This is a genomic window from Thermococcus sp. 21S7, assembly GCF_012027615.1.
Classification (GTDB): domain Archaea; phylum Methanobacteriota_B; class Thermococci; order Thermococcales; family Thermococcaceae; genus Thermococcus.
The window spans coordinates 155,713-172,340 of the sequence record NZ_SNUT01000003.1 but is presented as its reverse complement, the minus strand read 5'-3'; the positions used below and the strand labels follow the sequence as shown (position 1 = coordinate 172,340).

General features: G+C 56.8%; 16 protein-coding genes and 1 tRNA gene. 3 read left to right on the top strand and 14 right to left on the bottom strand.

Translation table 11 applies throughout. The features are described 5' to 3' along the window. Nucleotides 1-44 precede the first annotated feature (44 nt). Nucleotides 45-1,091 (top strand): M42 family metallopeptidase, encoded by a 1,047-nt coding sequence (locus E3E51_RS06610; RefSeq protein WP_167912329.1) that lies wholly within the window; start codon nt 45-47, stop codon nt 1,089-1,091. Here the strand turns inward: E3E51_RS06610 and E3E51_RS13050 are convergent. Next, entirely contained in the window at nt 1,054-1,452 is a 399-nt protein-coding gene (locus tag E3E51_RS13050) for a hypothetical protein (RefSeq protein WP_206204508.1), read from the bottom strand. The two genes, E3E51_RS06610 and E3E51_RS13050, sit on opposite strands and share 38 nt — an antisense overlap. A 40-nt stretch (nt 1,453-1,492) precedes the next feature. On the opposite strand from E3E51_RS13050, the gene E3E51_RS06600 reads away from it, so the two are divergent. Next, complete coding sequence (locus E3E51_RS06600) at nt 1,493-3,421, top strand: helicase C-terminal domain-containing protein (RefSeq protein WP_167912328.1); 1,929 nt, start codon at nt 1,493-1,495, stop codon at nt 3,419-3,421. Here the strand turns inward: E3E51_RS06600 and E3E51_RS06595 are convergent. From E3E51_RS06595 to E3E51_RS06570, 6 genes are all read right to left on the bottom strand, one after another. Continuing rightward, nucleotides 3,411-3,770, bottom strand: a complete 360-nt coding sequence (locus tag E3E51_RS06595; protein ID WP_167912327.1) for a hypothetical protein — start codon at nt 3,768-3,770, stop codon at nt 3,411-3,413. The two genes, E3E51_RS06600 and E3E51_RS06595, sit on opposite strands and share 11 nt — an antisense overlap. A gap of 67 nt (nt 3,771-3,837) precedes the next feature. Continuing rightward, nucleotides 3,838-3,924 (bottom strand) — tRNA-Ser (locus E3E51_RS06590). A gap of 16 nt (nt 3,925-3,940) precedes the next feature. After that, entirely contained in the window at nt 3,941-4,249 is a 309-nt protein-coding gene (gene rpsJ, locus E3E51_RS06585; RefSeq protein ID WP_167912326.1) for a 30S ribosomal protein S10, read from the bottom strand. 51 nt (nt 4,250-4,300) lie between these two features. Further along, nucleotides 4,301-5,587 (bottom strand): translation elongation factor EF-1 subunit alpha, encoded by a 1,287-nt coding sequence (gene tuf, locus E3E51_RS06580; protein ID WP_167912325.1) that lies wholly within the window; start codon nt 5,585-5,587, stop codon nt 4,301-4,303. A gap of 186 nt (nt 5,588-5,773) precedes the next feature. Further along, entirely contained in the window at nt 5,774-7,168 is a 1,395-nt protein-coding gene (locus E3E51_RS06575; RefSeq protein WP_167912324.1) for an ATP-binding protein, read from the bottom strand. Nucleotides 7,169-7,302: 134 nt separating this feature from the next. Beyond that, the gene (locus E3E51_RS06570) at nt 7,303-9,501 is read right to left on the bottom strand and encodes an elongation factor EF-2 (protein WP_167912323.1); all 2,199 of its coding nucleotides are present in this window, start codon (nt 9,499-9,501) and stop codon (nt 7,303-7,305) included. Nucleotides 9,502-9,521: 20 nt separating this feature from the next. On the opposite strand from E3E51_RS06570, the gene E3E51_RS06565 reads away from it, so the two are divergent. Further along, nucleotides 9,522-9,782, top strand: coding sequence for a hypothetical protein (locus E3E51_RS06565; protein WP_167912322.1), 261 nt, complete (start codon nt 9,522-9,524; stop codon nt 9,780-9,782). 19 nt (nt 9,783-9,801) lie between these two features. Here the strand turns inward: E3E51_RS06565 and E3E51_RS06560 are convergent, their stop codons facing one another. From E3E51_RS06560 to E3E51_RS06530, 7 genes are read right to left on the bottom strand one after another with little or no spacing between them, the layout of a single operon-like run. After that, on the bottom strand, nt 9,802-10,605 hold the full coding sequence (locus tag E3E51_RS06560; protein ID WP_167912435.1) for a GTP cyclohydrolase IV: 804 nt from the start codon (nt 10,603-10,605) through the stop codon (nt 9,802-9,804). A gap of 55 nt (nt 10,606-10,660) precedes the next feature. Next, nucleotides 10,661-11,431, bottom strand: a complete 771-nt coding sequence (locus tag E3E51_RS06555; RefSeq protein WP_240924270.1) for a DUF4129 domain-containing protein — start codon at nt 11,429-11,431, stop codon at nt 10,661-10,663. After that, the gene (locus E3E51_RS06550) at nt 11,419-11,829 is read right to left on the bottom strand and encodes a DUF1699 family protein (protein ID WP_167912321.1); all 411 of its coding nucleotides are present in this window, start codon (nt 11,827-11,829) and stop codon (nt 11,419-11,421) included. The genes E3E51_RS06555 and E3E51_RS06550 overlap by 13 nt, the downstream gene beginning before the upstream one ends. Nucleotides 11,830-11,833: 4 nt before the next feature. After that, entirely contained in the window at nt 11,834-13,081 is a 1,248-nt protein-coding gene (locus E3E51_RS06545; protein ID WP_167912320.1) for a DUF530 family protein, read from the bottom strand. Next, on the bottom strand, nt 13,078-14,238 hold the full coding sequence (locus tag E3E51_RS06540) for a DNA topoisomerase IV subunit A (protein ID WP_167912319.1): 1,161 nt from the start codon (nt 14,236-14,238) through the stop codon (nt 13,078-13,080). The genes E3E51_RS06545 and E3E51_RS06540 overlap by 4 nt, the downstream gene beginning before the upstream one ends. Continuing rightward, nucleotides 14,231-15,925 (bottom strand): DNA topoisomerase VI subunit B, encoded by a 1,695-nt coding sequence (gene top6B, locus E3E51_RS06535; RefSeq protein ID WP_167912433.1) that lies wholly within the window; start codon nt 15,923-15,925, stop codon nt 14,231-14,233. Before top6B ends, E3E51_RS06540 begins: the two co-directional genes overlap by 8 nt. A gap of 2 nt (nt 15,926-15,927) precedes the next feature. Then, a complete protein-coding gene (locus E3E51_RS06530) occupies nt 15,928-16,626 on the bottom strand; it encodes a KH domain-containing protein (protein ID WP_167912318.1) in 699 nt (232 codons plus the stop codon). Between the last annotated feature and the right edge of the window lie 2 nt (nt 16,627-16,628).

Below are 16,628 nucleotides of genomic sequence, written 5' to 3'. Positions count from 1 at the left end.
GCATGACCATTTAGATGGAAATCTAAACGAAAGGGGTGGTTGTGATGGTTGACTACGAACTTCTGAAAAAGATTATAGAGGCGCCGGGTGTTTCCGGCTACGAGTTCCTCGGCGTCAGGGACGTTGTTATCGAGGCTTTCAAGCCCCACGTCGACGAGATAACCGTCGACAAGCTCGGCAACGTCATTGCCCACAAGAAGGGCAAGGGCCCGAAGGTCATGCTCGCGGGGCACATGGACCAGATTGGTCTCATGGTGACCCACATAGAGAAGAACGGATTCCTCCGCGTTGCGCCGGTTGGCGGTGTTGACCCGAGGACGCTCATAGCCCAGAGGTTTAAAGTCTGGGTCGGCCCGAACGAGTTCGTCTACGGCGTCGGTGGAAGCGTTCCGCCGCACATCCAGAAGCCGGAGCAGAGGAACAAGGCCCCGACCTGGGATCAGGTCTTCATAGACATAGGCGCCGAGAGCAGGGAAGAGGCCGAGGAGATGGGTGTCAAGATAGGCACCGTCATCACCTGGGACGGCAGGCTTGAGCGCCTTGGAAAGCACCGCTTGGTGAGCATCGCCCACGACGACAGGATAGCTGTTTACATCCTCGTCGAGGCCGCGAGGCAGCTGGCCGAGACCGACGCAGATGTTTACTTTGTCGCCACCGTCCAGGAGGAGGTTGGCCTCCGCGGTGCAAAGGTCTCGTCCTTCGGCATAGACCCCGACTACGGCTTCGCCCTCGATGTCACCATAGCCGCCGACGTTCCTGGAACTCCGGAGCACAAGCAGATAAGCCAGCTCGGAAAGGGCGTCGCGATTAAGATAATGGATCGCTCCGTTATCTGCCACCCGACCATCGTCCGCTGGATGGAAGAGGTGGCCAAGAAGCACGAGATTCCCTACCAGTGGGACATCCTCACCGGCGGCGGAACCGACGCGGGAGCGATACACCTCAACAAGGCCGGCGTTCCGAGCGGCGGAATAAGCATTCCAGCGCGCTACATCCACTCCAACACGGAGGTCGTTGACGAGCGCGACGTCGATGCAGCCGTTAAGCTGACCGTCAAGGTTCTTGAGGAGATTCCGGAGCTGAAGCTCTGACCTCTTCCCATTCTTCTTTCTGGGCCCCATTACCCGTAGTCTCGCCGTCGTTCTCTGTTTCGTTCGAGTCTGAGTCGGGGAGGTTCTCGTTCTTAAGGGCAACGGGCAGGGCGGACTTCAGGGGCACCTTCTTCCCCCCATCAAGCTCGCGCTCGAATCTCTTCCACTCGTACCAGAAGAACAGCGCCGCAACAACGATTCCAGCCACCATAAAGGGCAGTTTCGAGGGAAGTGGCAACCCCCGGTGCCAGCCGTGAAGCAGGTAGTTCTGATAGAAGAACAGGTACGCGAGCCACGCTATTATAACGGCCTCAATGGAGTATTCAACCAGTCTCCGCTCCCTCTCGTTCACGCCCTTCACCTGGGGAAAAGTTAAAAGCGAGCCGTTAAAACTCTTTCCCATGAACGAAACGGGCGAAAGATTCGAGTACTTTCCCTACAGGGAACTCAGGCCACATCAGCGGGAATTCATAGACCTCGTTTCGGAGGCGGTTAGAAACGGTGAGAACGCCATAATAGAGGCCCCCACAGGCTTTGGAAAGACGGTGAGCGTTTTAGCTGGAATCCTGCCCTACGCCAGGGAGATGGGCTACAAGGTTCTTTACCTCGCGAGAACCCACAGGCAGATGGACAGGGTTATAGAGGAGCTGAAGGCGATAAACGGGAAGAATCCGGTCTCCGGCGTTGAGCTCAGGAGCAGAAAGGATCTCTGCCTTCATACGTATCTCACCCAGTTCACGAGCGACGCCTATACCGCCATGGTGGTCTGCAGGAACCTCAAGAAGCTCAAGAAGTGCGAGTTCTATGAGAATGAAAAGAAGAAAAAGACCGAGTTCGACGAGCTGGTGAAGTTCTTCTTGAGCGAGCCGAGCCATCCGGCCGAGATTCTGAGCTACGCCGAAACCCTGGAGCTGTGTCCCTACGATTTAACCAAGAGGATAGCGGAGAAGGCTGACGTTATAGTGGCCAGCTATCTCTACCTCCTCAGCCCCACCATCCGGGAGAACTTCATAAGCTCCCTTGACATCGACTACTCCGACCTGATAGTCATCTTCGACGAGGCGCACAACCTGCCCGACCAGGCGATTTCGGCTTTAAGCGATAGGATAAGCATACACACGGTAAACAGAGCAATAAAAGAGGCCGACGAGTACAACGAGCACGAGATAGCCAACTTCCTCAGCATCCTGGGCAGGGGGCTGGAGATGCTCCACGACGAAAAGCTCAAGGGCCGGGACGTTCACGAAACCCCCATTCAGCCGGAGCTCGTTTTTGCACACGTCATTGACATTCTGAGCCTCGACACCAGAAGGCTCGTCAGAATACTCAATGACATGGTGGCGGTTGGCGATGCCATAAGAGAGGACAGGATAGAGAAGGGCAAGCCGCCCCGCTCCTACATAGGCAGAATAGGTGAGTTCCTTCTCCTCTGGCTTTCCCTTACCGGAAGGGAGGACTACCTCTTCCTCATGAGCAGGGAAAGGGGGCTGAGCCTTGAACTGGTTGCCCTGGATCCTTCGAAGGCTCTGGGCTTCGTCAAAAACGTCCAGAGTGCGATATTCATGTCCGGAACGCTCACCCCGCTTGAGGCATTCCGCGACGTCATGGGCGTGGAAAACACCCGCCTGAAGAAGTTCCCGCGGATGGTAAAGCGCGAAAATGCCCAGGTTCTTGTCGCGAAAGACGTCTCAACGAGGGGTGATGAGCGTTCACTCCAGGTTTACAGCCGCATGGTGGAATACATCGTTGAGGCAGCCAGATTTATACCGAAGAACGTCGGAGTTTTCACGGCCTCCTATGAGGTTCTTCAGGGACTCCTCTCGGCGAATCTCCAGGTTCGTCTTGAGGAGACCGGGAAGGCGATATTCATTGAGAAGCAGGGGGTCAGCTCCGCCGAGAACGACGCGATGGTGGCGAGCTTTAAGGCGCATGCGAAGGGCAGAGGGGCGGTGCTCCTTGGGGTTATGGGGGGCAGGAACAGCGAGGGGCAGGACTACAGCGGCGACGAGATGAACGGAGTTGTGCTAGTAGGAATCCCTTATGCGAGGCCCACTCCCAGGGTTCAGGCCCGGATAAGGTACTTCGAGAGGAAGTTCCCTGGAAAGGGCAGGTACTACGGCTACTTCCTCCCCGCCCACAGGAAACTGGTTCAGGCCGCCGGCAGGGTTCACCGCTCCGCCGAGGAGAAGGGCTCGATAATAGTCCTCGACTATCGCCTTCTCTGGAACTCGATAAAGAAGGATTTACCTGACTGGATGCGCGAGAGTATAAGACCCGTAGATCGTGCGAGGATGAGGCTGTACCTGAGAAGATTCTGGACTACACGGTGAACTCCTTTTCGACCTTTACTCTCGCGCCGTTGACGTAGGCGAATTTAACGACTTTATACCTGCCGGGGAACAAGTTTACTTGTACCTTCTGTTCGATGGTCTCGCCGGGGATTAAAACTATGGGGCGCTCTATAAAGACCAGTCCGAGGTCTAGCTTCTTCCAGGCGCCGGCGTGCTGGTAGAGCTCTATGACGTTGCTGACCTCAACTTTATGCGGGTTGGGGTTGGAGATCCACAGGCTCAGGACTCCGTTTTTGAAAGTCACCGTTATCTCCAGGTTCACCTCCGGTGGGATTCCACCCGGGATGATGCCCACCCTGTCCCCCGTGGGAACCTTGACTATCCTCATGGTCGCATCGTTAAGTTAATCGTTACCACGAGTAATAAACTTTACGGAAAAGAAGCCGCGAAGGTTTTGGCGCCGGGGCAGGGATTTGAACCCTGGCGGGCTAACGCCCACGGACTCTCCAGGCCCGCGCCTTCCCAGGCTAGGCTACCCCGGCGCATAAAGGAGAGGAATCAGGAGATGAGCTCGATCTCGATGGTGACGTCCTCGGGAACGCGGATGCGCATGATCTGGCGCATGGCCCTTTCGTCGGCCTCAATGTCGACGAGCCTCTTGTGAACGCGGAGCTCAAACTTGTCGAAGGTTGCGGTGCCCTCGCCGTCCGGGCTCTTCCTGGTGGTGATCCTTATCCTCTTGGTCGGAAGCGGTATCGGGCCGCTCATCCTGACGCCGGTCCTCTCGGCGATCTGTTTGATCTGGTCGGTGACCTCGTTGAGGGCCTTAATGTCCGTGCTCGCGAGCTTAATCCTTGCCTTCTGCATTTCAGTCCCTCCTAAGGCTTAAGGGAGTAAAGGAAAGGTCAGAGAAGGCCTTCACTCGGCCTTCTGGATGGAGATAACCATACCGGCAGCGACGGTCTGGCCCATGTCACGGATGGCGAACCTGCCCATCTGCGGTATCTCCTTGACCGGCTCGATGACCATCGGCTTGGTCGGCCTGAGGACGACGATGGCGGAGTCACCGGTCTTGATGAACTGCGGGTTCTCCTCGACGATGTTGCCGGTCCTCGGGTCGAGCTTGGCGAGGAGCTGCTCGAACCTGACGGCGACCTGGAGGGTGTGCGCGTGGAGGACCGGGGTGTAGCCGACGGTGATGGCGGTCGGGTGGTTGAGGACGATGATCTGGGCCTTGAAGGTGTCCTTCGGCCTGACGACGGTCGGCGGGTTGTTGCTGTGTCCGGCAACGTCACCGCGCTTTATGTCGTTCTTACCAACGCCACGGACGTTGAATCCGATGTTGTCACCCGGAAGGGCCTCCTGCATGGCCTCGTGGTGCATCTCGATGGACTTAACCTCACCCTGGATCGGCTTGTGGAAGATGGTGCTGGCCGGCTCGAAGATGACGACGTCACCGACGCGGAGGACACCGGTCTCGACACGGCCGACCGGGACGGTACCGACACCCTTAATGGAGTAGACGTCCTGGATCGGGATGCGGAGCGGCTTGTCGGTCGGCTTCGGCGGCTCCGGGATCTGGTCGAGGGCGTCGATGAGGGTCGGGCCGTTGTACCAGGGCATGTTGTCGCTCTTCTTGACGACGTTGTCGCCCTCCCAAGCGCTGATCGGGATGATCGGGAAGTCCTTGTAGCCGAGCATCATGAGGAGCTTCTTAACCTGCTCGGCGACCTGCTTGAACTTCTTCTCGTCGTAGTTGACCATGTCCATCTTGTTGATGGCAACGATGATGTGGCCGATACCGAGGGTCCTGGCAAGGAAGGCGTGCTCCTTGGTCTGCGGCATGACACCGTCGGTGGCGGCGACGACGAGAACGGCGGCGTCGGCCTGGCTGGCACCGGTGATCATGTTCTTAACGAAGTCTCTGTGGCCCGGAGCGTCGATGATGGTGATGTACTTGTGCGGGGTCTCGAACTTGGTGTGAGCGACGTCGATGGTGATACCCCTCTCGCGCTCCTCCTTGAGCCTGTCCATGACCCAAGCGAACTTGAAGGACTTACCCTTCTCACCCATCTCCTCGAACTTCTTGATGATGTTCTCCGGTATGTTGGCGGTGTCGAAGAGCAGCCTTCCGATGGTGGTGCTCTTTCCGTGGTCGACGTGGCCTATAAAGACGATGTTAACGTGCGGCTTCTCCTTAGCCATTTTCATACACCTCCATATTTTGGTCTAGTCTCGTTGACTAGGATGGCTTTTTAAATCTTTCGAACCTCGGCCCCCTCGGGCGGGAAACCCGCCTTTTCTCGGGGAGGCCTCATGAGTTCCGTCCCTAAGTTACGAAGCGGGTTTAAAAAGTTAACTAATGAATGTTGGACGGGAATTTGTTAATTTTCAGGACGGCACTTCAAAATCGCCCAAATCCCACACCCGCCAGCCCTCGGCGTTCAACCGTTCCTTTCCTTCGACTTTCCTGGCAACCAGTCCCCAGTGCTTTTTCCAGTCTTCGAGGCCAACCAACTCACCCTTCCTTTCCAAGTCCTTCAAAATCCCCCGCGCTTCCCTCTCGCTAAGACTTTTCCACTTCACCTCGACGAACAGAGCATTTTTCTCGTGCTCGTTTAACGCCACCAAATCAATCTCTTCCCCCCTGTGCCACCAGCGACCGAGTTTTGTGAAGTGGAAGCCGGTGAGCTTGATGAAAACCTCCGGACTTCCAACAAGTCGTTCGAAGGCCGAACCCATATAAGCGTTGAAATTCCTCTGCGAACGCTCCCAGACGTCCTCCGCCAGTCCAGCCTCAAGGTAGCTCCTGTTCGGGAGGACATACCTGAACCAGAAGGAGAAGTAATTGTCGTCTATGGAATAGAGTCCTCTTTTGCTGGCTTCTTTGGCCGTTGCAGTAACGGAAACTTCCCTCCGGACTATTCCAAGCCTCTGAAGAACGCTCAGGTACTTGGAAACGAGGCTCTTGTCGAGCCCGGTTGCGTTCACAATCTCTCCAAATCTATTCCTCCCACCCGCTATCGCTTCGAGTATCGCGAAGTAGTTGGCCGGCTCCCTGAGCTCTTCCCGCAGTAGTATTTCAGCCTCCTCGTAGAGGAAGGCACCCTTTGAGAGGACGTTGTCAACGACGTTTTCGTTAAAGTCCTTCCCGGGCTCAAACTTAAGGAGGTAGGCCGGAATGCCCCCCACCACACCCCAGACCTTCACGAGGTCTTCGATCGAATAGCCGGGAAGGAACTCACCGATGTAGAAGAAGGGAATCTCCGTTAAGCGCCATTGCCCGGTCCGCCTTCCGTAGAGCGGGCTTTTGTAGCCCAAAACCTCCGTTTCCATTGCCGAAACACTCGAACCGCAGAGAATCAGCATTATTCTGCCCTTCGAGAGCTTCAAGTCCCATGCCCTCTGAAGGAGCGAGAGAACCGGCCGGTAGCGTTCTATAAGCAGGGGGAACTCGTCAATCACCAGGACAACGCGTTCATCACGTACCCTCTCGGCGAAGGCCATCAAAAGCTCGTCAATATCATGGAAAGAGACTCTGCTGAATAATTCATCGCCGAGGAATTCCGCGAGGAGCTTTTGAAGCTCTCGGAGATTCTCATGGTACGGCTTTTCCGTTGCGAGAAAATAAACGTGGGGTTTGTCCCGGGCGAACTGGAGGAGCAGCTCGGTCTTTCCAATTCTCCTGCGGCCGTATATAATGAGCAGTTCGGCTTTGTCACTGCGGTACCTCCTCTCCAGAAACTCAAGTTCCCTCTTCCGGTCCACGAAAGTTTGTCTACTCATGAGTATAATACTCGTGCTTCAACTATTTAAGAGTTTCGCGAAAGAACGCCGAAAGTGATGTGCCTCATGTTGGAAAAGACCAATCAGCCTTCCAAAAGTCCAAGAGAAGAGAAAACTTAGAGGGCAGAAAGCCCTCACTGCTGCGGGCAGACGTCCTGCTCCTTCGGCGGGTTCGGGTCGAGACCCTTCCTCTGGCGTATCTGCCTGATGATGTTCACAGCGAGCTCTCCTGGAACCCTCTTGAATCCGGCGTGCTCGGTGCTCCAGAGGGCCCTTCCGCTGGTGGCGCCACGGATGGCTCCGGCGAATCCGAACATCTCCGCGACCGGGGCCTCGGCGATGATGATCATGACCTCGCCCTCCTGGCGCATGTCGATGAGCTGACCGCGCCTCTGGTTGATCTCCCTGCTGACGGCACCCATGTACTCGTAGGGCACGTTGATGATGACCTTCTGGTACGGCTCGTAGAGGATCGGCTGGGCCTTCATCATGGCGCACTGGATGGCGCCCCTGATGGCCGGGTATATCTGGGCCGGACCGCGGTGGACGTTGTCCTCATGGATCTTGGCGTCGTGCAGGCGAACCATGACCTTCATGACGGGCTCCCTGGCGAGCGGGCCCTCATCCATGGCCTGGTGGAATCCATCGACGAGGAGGTCCATAACCTCGTTGAGGTACTGGATACCCTTGGTGTTGTCGAGGAACAGGTTGCCCTGGTAGATGTCGACGATGCCTTTGGCGACCTCGTAGTCCATGCCGAGCTCGGCGAGCTTCTTGGCGACCTCCTTCGGGTTCTTGGGCCTGCCCTCGGGGATGAGGCCCTCGCGGATGGCCTGGTATATCTCGTCCGGAAGCGGCTCCACGGTGATGTAGAACCTGTTGTGCTTGTTCGGGCTCTTTCCTTCGACTATCGGGCTCATCTTGCTGACGCTCTCGCGGTAAACGACGATCGGCGGGCTGACGTCAACGTCGAGCTTCCAGTCCTCCTTGAGCTTGACGAGCTTGACCTCAAGGTGGAGCTCACCCATACCGCTGAGGAGGTGCTGGCCGGTCTCCTCGTCGATCTTGACGTGGAGCGTCGGGTCCTCCTTGGCGAGCTGCCTGAGCGCCTCGATGAGCTTCGGAAGGTCCTTAACGTTCTTGGCTTCAATGGCGACGGTAACGACCGGCTCGCTGGTGTAGTGGAGGGCCTCGAACGGCTCTATCTGCTCCTGAGCGACAGTCTCACCAGCCATTGCATCGCGCAGTCCGGTGACGGCGACGATGTTGCCTGCCGGAACGGCCTCCATGTTGACCCTCTCGGGACCCATGTAGATACCGACCTGCTGGATCCTGGCCTTCCTCTTGGCGTTGATGAGGTAGACCTCCTGGCCGGTCTTCACGGTACCGCTCCAGACACGGCCGGTTGAAACCTCACCGGCGTGCTTGTCGAGGATGATTTTGGTGACGACCATGACCATCTTGCCCTTCGGGTCGCACTTGACCATGGCCTGGCCGACCTCGCTCTCGACCTCGCCCCTCCAGAGGTGCGGAATCCTGTACTTCTGGGCCTCAAGCGGGTTAGGCAGGTGCTTGACGACCATATCGAGAACGACAACGTGGAGCGGGGCCTTCTTCCTGAGGGTCTTGAGGTCGCCGGCGTTGGTGAGCTCAACGATGTCCTTGAAGGAAACGCCGGTCTTCTTCATGTACGGGACGCTGAGGGCCCAGTTGTAGTAGGCTGAACCGAAGGCGACGCTACCGTCCTCGACCTTGACCATCCACTGGCCCTTGAACTCGTCCGGGGCGTACTTCTTGATGAGCCTGTTCACGTCGGTGATGATCTTGGCGAAGCGGTTGAGTATCTCGTTCGGGCCGAGCTTGAGCTCCTTGATGAGACGGTCAACCTTGTTGATGAAGAGAACTGGCTTAACGTACTCCCTCAGGGCCTGCCTGAGAACGGTCTCGGTCTGGGGCATGACTCCCTCAACGGCGTCCACAACTATAATCGCACCGTCGATGGCGCGCATGGCTCTCGTAACGTCACCACCGAAGTCGACGTGACCCGGGGTGTCGATGAGGTTGATGAGGTAGTCCTGGCCCTCGTAGTTGTGAACCATCGAAACGTTGGCCGCGTTGATGGTGATTCCCCTCGCCTGCTCCTGCTCGTCGAAGTCGAGGACGAGCTGCTTTCCGGCCAGCTCCTCGCTTATCATTCCCGCACCGGCGAGCAGGTTGTCGCTCAGCGTCGTCTTACCGTGGTCAATGTGAGCGGCGATACCCATGTTCCTAATCCTCTCGGGCTGGGTCATGAGCTCTTTAATCTTCGCAACCATCTCTTCCCTTCTTCCCATTTACACCACCTTCTAACCTGATGAGCTTGTTCACCTCTCACTTAAAAGGTGCGGTTATAAAGCTTTTCCCGGTTGAGAAGCGGCGGCGCGGGAGCGCGTTCAAACTACTTAAGGGTTTGGGTGTCGTGGAACACCGCATCTACAAGCTCCCGGAGAAATCTTTCTATTTCGCTGATGCGATGCATCAAATCCGCGAGCCTGACCTCCTCCCCGCCCTAAAGGGCGAGGCTTGGAGAAGAGAAAAGTCACGCCCGTTCTCACCACCAAAAATCTGGAGATGAAGATAAATAAATTTTGGGTTCAGCTCCACGTCTCCGCGATAACGTCGTGCTTGTGGATGCTTTCGTTGCTTATGACCCTCACGTGGATTTTTCCCTTAAAGCGCTCCTTGGCCTTGGCGAATATCTCCCTTGCGACGTCCTCGACGAACTTTGGGTTGCCGTGCATTCCCCGGACGACGGCGTTCTCATCTATCGTCTTGAGCAGCGTGTACGTTGGGTGGCTGAAGGAGCTTTCGACGACGTCTATCATATCCTCAAGGGCTATCTCCTCGTCGAAGGCCGTCCTTACCTCAAGCTCACCTATCGCCCTCTGGATGTGGGTCTTCCCATCGTTGTTCGCCATCGCGTGCGGGCAGGCCGTGTTCCCAATCACCTTGACGCGGAGGACCTTTCCAAAGGAGCCGTCCTCGTTTTTTATCACTCCCACCTCGACGTCGTAGGGCTCGTAGGTGGTCTTTCCGCTCGCGGGGGTCTGGCGGGGTATTATGAGGTGGGTCCTTATCCAGACCTCGGCGCGCCTGTGCGGATGCTTGCCCTCAAGGCGGCGTATAACGCACCTTCCAAGCTCCTCAAGGGAGGCGTGGGCCTGCATGACCTCTTCCTCGACCGCCTCGCTCATGGCCTCGGTTATGCTCTCCACGAGCCTGCTCATGTGTATTCCCTTCTTCTCCTCGGGGACATCGATGGTTATCTCGAAGACGGGCAGGAAGGTGTACACCCTTCCCTTCCAGTTTATTCTCGCCACGGTGCGCAGGTTGGTGATTCCGACGCGGTGAAGGCGCTCCCTTATCTCCGGGGTCTCTTCCTGGGTCTCAACGAGCATGAGCATCACCTTTCATCTTGTGTTTAGGGGCTTCTAATTCGACCGCTTTTTAAACCTACCTCAGAAACGTCATAAGCCTCTCGTAGCTCTCTCGTGCAAGTTTAACGTCATCCTCTCCGAGCCTCTCCGCGTACTTGGCCTTCTCGAACATCCTCGTGAGGACGTCGAGGTCTTCCAGGTCGGGGAAGATTTCCCGCAGCTTCGCCTCGTGCTCCCAGTGGGTCCAGCTCTTCTGATATGGATAGCCCTTCATCACGAGGCCTGCGACAACGTTCTTGTACATCTTTATGACCCTCTCGGCGGAGGTGCCCTCTATGGAGTCGTAGGTCATCTCCGGCTCGAACCTGACCTCGAACGGTGTGACGTGCCTCTTCCGCCTCCTCACGGTGAGAAGGAGCAGAACGAAGACGAGGAGGGGGATGACGTAGAATATCCCAGGAAGCTCGCGGAGGGTAACGACGAAGTCGCCGGAGGTGACGTTGTACCAGACCCCGGAGAGGGTTTCCCCCACCTTTCCCCCGTTCACGAGGCTCTCCTGCCTCCTCTCGAAGAGCAGTTTAATGGCAACTAAAATCGCCAGGAGCGTTATTGTGCCCGTGAGAACGTTGCCCCTCTTGGTTCTTTGGGTTCCCATCTCAAACTTTCCTTCGAGGAGCATCTTCAGAACGTAGCCGGCGGCCGCGAAGAGGAAAAGGTTCGCGAAGAAGAACACCCACTCAAAGTTGAAGACCGTCGTCCCGCCATGGACAACCGTCCCGCCCAGGAGCATGGAAACGGCGAGGAAAGCGGAGAAGAGAGCCAGGTACAGGCCCTTTATTTTCTCCATGACCTGACACCCAGTTGCTCTATCATGTAGTAAACCGTTCGGAGCGGGATGCCCATCCTGGCGCTTATCTCCTTGGGAGGGACGCCGTTCATCAGGAGGCCTTGAACCTCCCGAATGGTGTTCTCATCGTATTTCCGGGGCCTTCCGCGGGGGTAGCCCTCGGGAACGAGTTCTATGCCCATCTGGGCGAGGGCGTTGATGGCCTTTTTGGAGACCTTGGGGTAGAGGCTCGGGGGACAGCTTATGCGCCTGACGTTGGGGGCGCGCTCAAGGATTCTCACGAGTATCTCCTTAGTCGGGCGGAGGTTTATGTAGACCTCGGTAACCTCCTCGTTCAGAACCTCGCCGAGCTTCCGTATAAGCTCGGAATTGTTCCGCGCCTTAACCTCCACCCTCATAAACTCACCCCTGGAGGAGGGCCAAAAACTGCTTGGCCTTATCGCTCTTGGGCATAAACTTCTCAAACTTCTTCGCCTCGGCGAAAAGGGTCTTGTGGAGACCGGAGATCACGAACTTCCGGATGGCCTCCTCAAGCTCGTTCCTTGGAACGCCGAGGAGTTCGGCGACTTTATCCTCGCTGTACTCGCTCATCCCGTAGAGGAGAACCGCACCGAGCAGGTAGTTGGGAATGGTCGTTATGTCCTTCCTCTTCCCAACGAGGGCGCTCTCCATCTCGCACTTCCTTATGATGAACATGCTCCCATGGCCTGTCCTAAAGTTCGGATCGCCCCGGAATGGGAGGTCGAATATCGAGTAGTGGCAGTCTATGCAGAGCTTTATGTTGGGGTAGAGGCCGAGTGTTTCCCTCTCGTTCTCGGAGGTGAGGAAGTAGTAGCGGAAGAGGTCGAGGCCAAGCTTTTCGGCGCCCTTTTCTGGATCGAGAACGGAGTATGCCAGCGAGAGGTTGTCAACGGTGTAGTGGTTGTTTATGAGCACCCCCTTGGTCTTGACGAAGCTCAGCACGCGCCAGCGGAAGCGCCTTCCGTAGCGCTTTCTCAGCTCGCCCTCTATGTCCGCATCTGCGGGAAGGTCAAGGCGGGCCTTTTTCAGGCGGTTGTTCTCCCAGTATTCGACCTCTATGCGCAGGCCGCGCGTTCTTACGGTTCCTTTCTCGCGGAGCTTTCCCTTTATGAACTTGAAGGACTCCCTGACGGCTATGTTCTCCCTGGCGAGGAGCCTCAGAACGTCGCCGGAGTAGGCGAGGTGGGGCAGCACCTCTATCCTGCCTATCTGAACGTTCCTCGGAACGGCCTCAACGTCCTCGACGTTCTCCCTCGTGAGCTCCTTGATGGTTACCGGCTTCCGTCCGAGGAAGAAAGTGTAGTTGGCCGATATGAGGGCCAGGGCCATTTTGTGGGCGGTTATCGCCGCGCGGAGCCTTTCGAGGGCGAGAACCCTGTTGCGCTTCTTCTTGTAAATCCACTGGATGTGCGGGTCGCGCTCGCGCTTGCCTACCCCCCTGACGGACGGTGTGGCCTCGCCCACGCGCCTTGAGAGGTCTTCCTCAAGCTCCTGGAGGATGGAAAGGTTTTCTCTGAGGCGGTAAGAGATGGACGGGACGTCGAAAGTCTCGAATAACCCGTCCATGTCTATTCCAATATCGTCCAGTATCTTGTTTACCTGGGCCACCAGCTCCTCGGTGGTCGTCATGGCAACAGATCACCGCTGTTTATCTTTTCCGGGAGGTACCTCTTGGCCACGAACTCAAGGCTCTTGTTGGCGAGGGCCTGCTGCTCTATCCTGACCCCCATCTTAACGGCCATCTTGAGCTGCCTCTGCCACTCCTTGTTCTGGAACCAGGGGTACTCCATTTCCTCCAGGATTCTCTTGTAGTCGCCGGTTGGGCCGCCCTTCTTGTTGGGCGGGATTCCCTTGAGCTTTTCGGTAACGTTCTTCAGCCCATAGCGCTCTATGTCGTCCATCGTCATGCCGACGAAGCGCGCCTCCGGCGTCGCCAGCTTGTCGCTGAGGTAGGCGAGGTTGATGGAGCCCTGCTTTATGGTGGAGTAGATGTACCAACCGTAGGGGTCTCCATCGGTGAAGACTATAATCGGCAGTCCCTCCTCGTAGTGGAGCCTGTGGATGAGCCTTCTAACTCCACGGGACGCCTGACCCTGCGTCGCTATGATGAGGGCCTTCTCCTTCTTCGGGAACTTTTCCTCAATCAGCCTGTCGGCCATAGCGGCGGTCTCGACTACGAGGGCGTAGTCAACGTTTATCTCCGGGAACTGGAGGTGCTCGACGGTTCCAGGGACGGCCCAGCCGCCCATACCGAGCTTGCTCGTGTTGAACTCGTCCTCGCCGTCGCGGATGACTATGTCGCCGTAGATGTAGCCGCGCCTGTCGGCCGTCAGGTGCATCTCCTCACGCAGAACGCCGAGCATCCTCTCAAGGTCTTCGATGATTGGGTCGCTCTCGCGCTGGTCTTCAAAGGTGTTCTCCTTCGTTCCGGGAATGGTGTGCTTGTTGGCGTAGTATGCCTCACGAAGGCTCGCGTGCTTGCCCTCGCTGACGAGGCGCTTCACATAGGCCATGATAAGGAGAGTCTGCATGAACTTTCTCGCGTGGGCAACGTTGAGGAAGTATCTCCTAGAGAGTTTATCGCCCATCCTGATGACGCGCCTCTTCTCATCGAAGTAGACGTTGTTGAGACCGCGCATGGGGATGTCGAAGTAGGGGTTCTTTCCGCTCTTTATGTCCTCCAGGATTCTCCTTCCGTACTCCTCCAGCTTGGAGAGCACTTTGGTCGGGTCATAGGAAAAGCGCTCCCTGGGCTTCTCCCGCCTGACGACCTTGGATTTAGGCATTCTCGCTCACCTCGCCAAGCTCACTCTCTTTGGCCTTAAAGTGGCCCTCTATGAAGGTCAGGAAGTAGGTCTTGACCGCGTCCTCCTCCTCTCCGGTCAGAATGCTCAGGGCTCTCGCTATCTCCGGTACGTACTTCTCGAAGGTCTTCTTCCTCTTAACCTGATAGAGCTTCCTGTGCTTGCCGCTCAGGTAGGTTTGGAGCTTTCTTGCCGCGTCCATTATGGCCAGCCTTATCTCGTTCTGAATCTCTTCGACGTTGGCGATGCTCTGCTTTCCGGTGCCGGTGTAGGGCACGTGGACGCTGATGACGTTTATCATGAGCACCACCGGCGCACGGTCGAGGTCGTCAACCTTGTAGCGCTTCCAGTCGATGGAGCGCGCGGCGAGGGTCGTCACACAGGAGCCTGCATCAAAGAGGAGTGGAACCCTGTTGGCGTAGCGGAGAAGCTCAAAGCCCGCTGGAATCTCACCGCCGTAGGCGAGGCCGACCTCAACCTGGAAGGGGATACCGCCTGAGTAAACCTTCGGCGGCCTCGTCACTGCCGTCACAAACTCCGGCTTGAGGATTCCCCTGAGACCCTTCTCGATGTTCTCCTCGCCGATTGGCCTCAGCCCGTGGGTTGGCGGGGCTAAGAACTTCATGTATTTGAAGGCCTCGACTATCTCCTCCGCCTCGTGCCAGGTGAGCTTCTCGGGCGGCTTCTCCATAATCTTGGCAACCTGCTTGACGACTTTCGTGTATCCCCTGAAGGAGCGGAGAACGGCTTTAACCTCACCCTTCATGAGCCTCTCGTAGAGCTGCTCCTGGACGTTCTTGTCCCCCTCGGTCTTTATCAGCCTCAGCGCCGCGATGTACTCTATCAGTTCGTCTATCTTCTTGTCGCTTATCCTTGAGAACTCGCCGACGAGAAAGCGCTTCACCGTGTTTCTCCGGGTCTTCTTGGCCATCCTGTAAACGTCATCTGTGAGGACTCCCCTCGGGTGGGGCTTCATCTCGACCGGCGGCTTCGGCACCTCTTCGCTCGACCTCGGGAAGACTATGAGCTTCCCGTCCGGCTCTATGAGCTCGATGTGGGCATGTGGATTGGCTATGGCGGTGAGCTTGAGGTACCAGTAGACGCCCTGCTTTGAGCGTATGTAGCGGACGTTTTTCACCTCAAGCTCTATCCTCGTCCCGCGCCAGCCCTTGGGATTTGGGTGCTTCTCCTTCTTGACGATTTTACCCTCGTTCTTGTCAACGTCGATCTTAACCCAGGCCTCGATGGTTTTATCGCCGCCGGTTGAAGTGATGACGCGCGTTGCCTTTCCGCTCGTTATCTGGGCGAACATGACGGCACCGCTTATACCTATACCCTGCTGACCGCGGCTCTGTATGTTCCTGTGGGCCTTGGTACCGGCGAGCATCTTACCAAAAACGTGGGTTATGTACTTCTCGGGTATTCCCGGACCGTTGTCCTCGACGATTACCTTGTAGTGCTCCCTTCCGAGCTCCTCTATCTCAACGCGGATGTATGGGGCTATCCCAGCTTCCTCGCAGGCATCGAGGGAGTTAGTAACGGCTTCGTGAACAACTGTTGTGAGGGAGCGTATCTTGCCCGTGTAGCCAAGCATGGCCGCGTTTCGTCTGAAGAACTCACTGACGCTCTGAATTTTGAATTCCTTAAACAGCTGACTTGCTTCGGCCATCTTCATTCCTCCTCGTTCTTCTCAACTTCTTCGCCAAGGGCCTCGTAATAGCTCATACTCTCCATTTCAAGGTCCTTCTTCCTGCGCTCAAGGTACTTGTAGACAACACCGTGCGGGGAGCCCTTGGCGAGCTTCTCTATGGCGGTCTTGGCGACCTCAACCTGAATCGGATTGCCGATTATCGCGACGGTCTTGCCGTAGACGCTCACGTCTGCCCCGCTCATTTCCTCAATTATCTCACGGGTTCTGCCCTTCCTGCCGATTATCCTTCCCCTAACGCGTGGAAGGGCGTTCTTGTCGTTGCCGATGAGGACATCGGTGAGGTTGACGACCTCAAGGACCTCGCCCTCGTTGAAGAGCCGGAAGGCCCTCTCCGGGGAGAATCCTCTCCCGATTGCCATCACAACGTCCCTCGCCTTCCAGACGGCAAGCGGGTCGTCGGTCTCCTTGGTTGCGGTTATGAAAACTTCCCCGGTTTCGCTGTCTATCTCTATCTTGGTCTTGGTTCTCCTCTCTATTTCCCTCTTGGTCTGCCCCTTCTTCCCTATAACGACCGCCACCCTGTCCTTTGGAATCCTTACGAACTCCTCCTGCTCACCCTCGGCCGTGTAGGTTATTTCCTCCTCGTGCTCCTCCCTCAGCGGCCGACCGTCCTTGTCAAGGCGCTCGTACTTCTTAAGGAGCCTCTCGAACTCGTCCATAG

What these genes read in the sequence shown, in the direction of transcription:
- E3E51_RS06600 (WP_167912328.1), top strand. Translation starts at nt 1,493, where the DNA reads ATGAACGAAACGGGCGAAAGATTCGAGTACTTTCCCTACAGGGAACTC.
- rpsJ (WP_167912326.1), bottom strand. Translation starts at nt 4,249, where the DNA reads ATGCAGAAGGCAAGGATTAAGCTCGCGAGCACGGACATTAAGGCCCTC.
- E3E51_RS06540 (WP_167912319.1), bottom strand. Translation starts at nt 14,238, where the DNA reads ATGCCTAAATCCAAGGTCGTCAGGCGGGAGAAGCCCAGGGAGCGCTTT.
- E3E51_RS06555 (WP_240924270.1), bottom strand. Translation starts at nt 11,431, where the DNA reads ATGGAGAAAATAAAGGGCCTGTACCTGGCTCTCTTCTCCGCTTTCCTC.
- E3E51_RS06550 (WP_167912321.1), bottom strand. Translation starts at nt 11,829, where the DNA reads ATGAGGGTGGAGGTTAAGGCGCGGAACAATTCCGAGCTTATACGGAAG.
- E3E51_RS06545 (WP_167912320.1), bottom strand. Translation starts at nt 13,081, where the DNA reads ATGACGACCACCGAGGAGCTGGTGGCCCAGGTAAACAAGATACTGGAC.
- top6B (WP_167912433.1), bottom strand. Translation starts at nt 15,925, where the DNA reads ATGGCCGAAGCAAGTCAGCTGTTTAAGGAATTCAAAATTCAGAGCGTC.
- E3E51_RS06595 (WP_167912327.1), bottom strand. Translation starts at nt 3,770, where the DNA reads ATGAGGATAGTCAAGGTTCCCACGGGGGACAGGGTGGGCATCATCCCG.
- tuf (WP_167912325.1), bottom strand. Translation starts at nt 5,587, where the DNA reads ATGGCTAAGGAGAAGCCGCACGTTAACATCGTCTTTATAGGCCACGTC.
- E3E51_RS06610 (WP_167912329.1), top strand. Translation starts at nt 45, where the DNA reads ATGGTTGACTACGAACTTCTGAAAAAGATTATAGAGGCGCCGGGTGTT.
- E3E51_RS06530 (WP_167912318.1), bottom strand. Translation starts at nt 16,626, where the DNA reads ATGGACGAGTTCGAGAGGCTCCTTAAGAAGTACGAGCGCCTTGACAAG.
- E3E51_RS06560 (WP_167912435.1), bottom strand. Translation starts at nt 10,605, where the DNA reads ATGCTCGTTGAGACCCAGGAAGAGACCCCGGAGATAAGGGAGCGCCTT.
- E3E51_RS06570 (WP_167912323.1), bottom strand. Translation starts at nt 9,501, where the DNA reads ATGGGAAGAAGGGAAGAGATGGTTGCGAAGATTAAAGAGCTCATGACC.
- E3E51_RS06575 (WP_167912324.1), bottom strand. Translation starts at nt 7,168, where the DNA reads ATGAGTAGACAAACTTTCGTGGACCGGAAGAGGGAACTTGAGTTTCTG.
- E3E51_RS06565 (WP_167912322.1), top strand. Translation starts at nt 9,522, where the DNA reads ATGAGCTTGTTCACCTCTCACTTAAAAGGTGCGGTTATAAAGCTTTTC.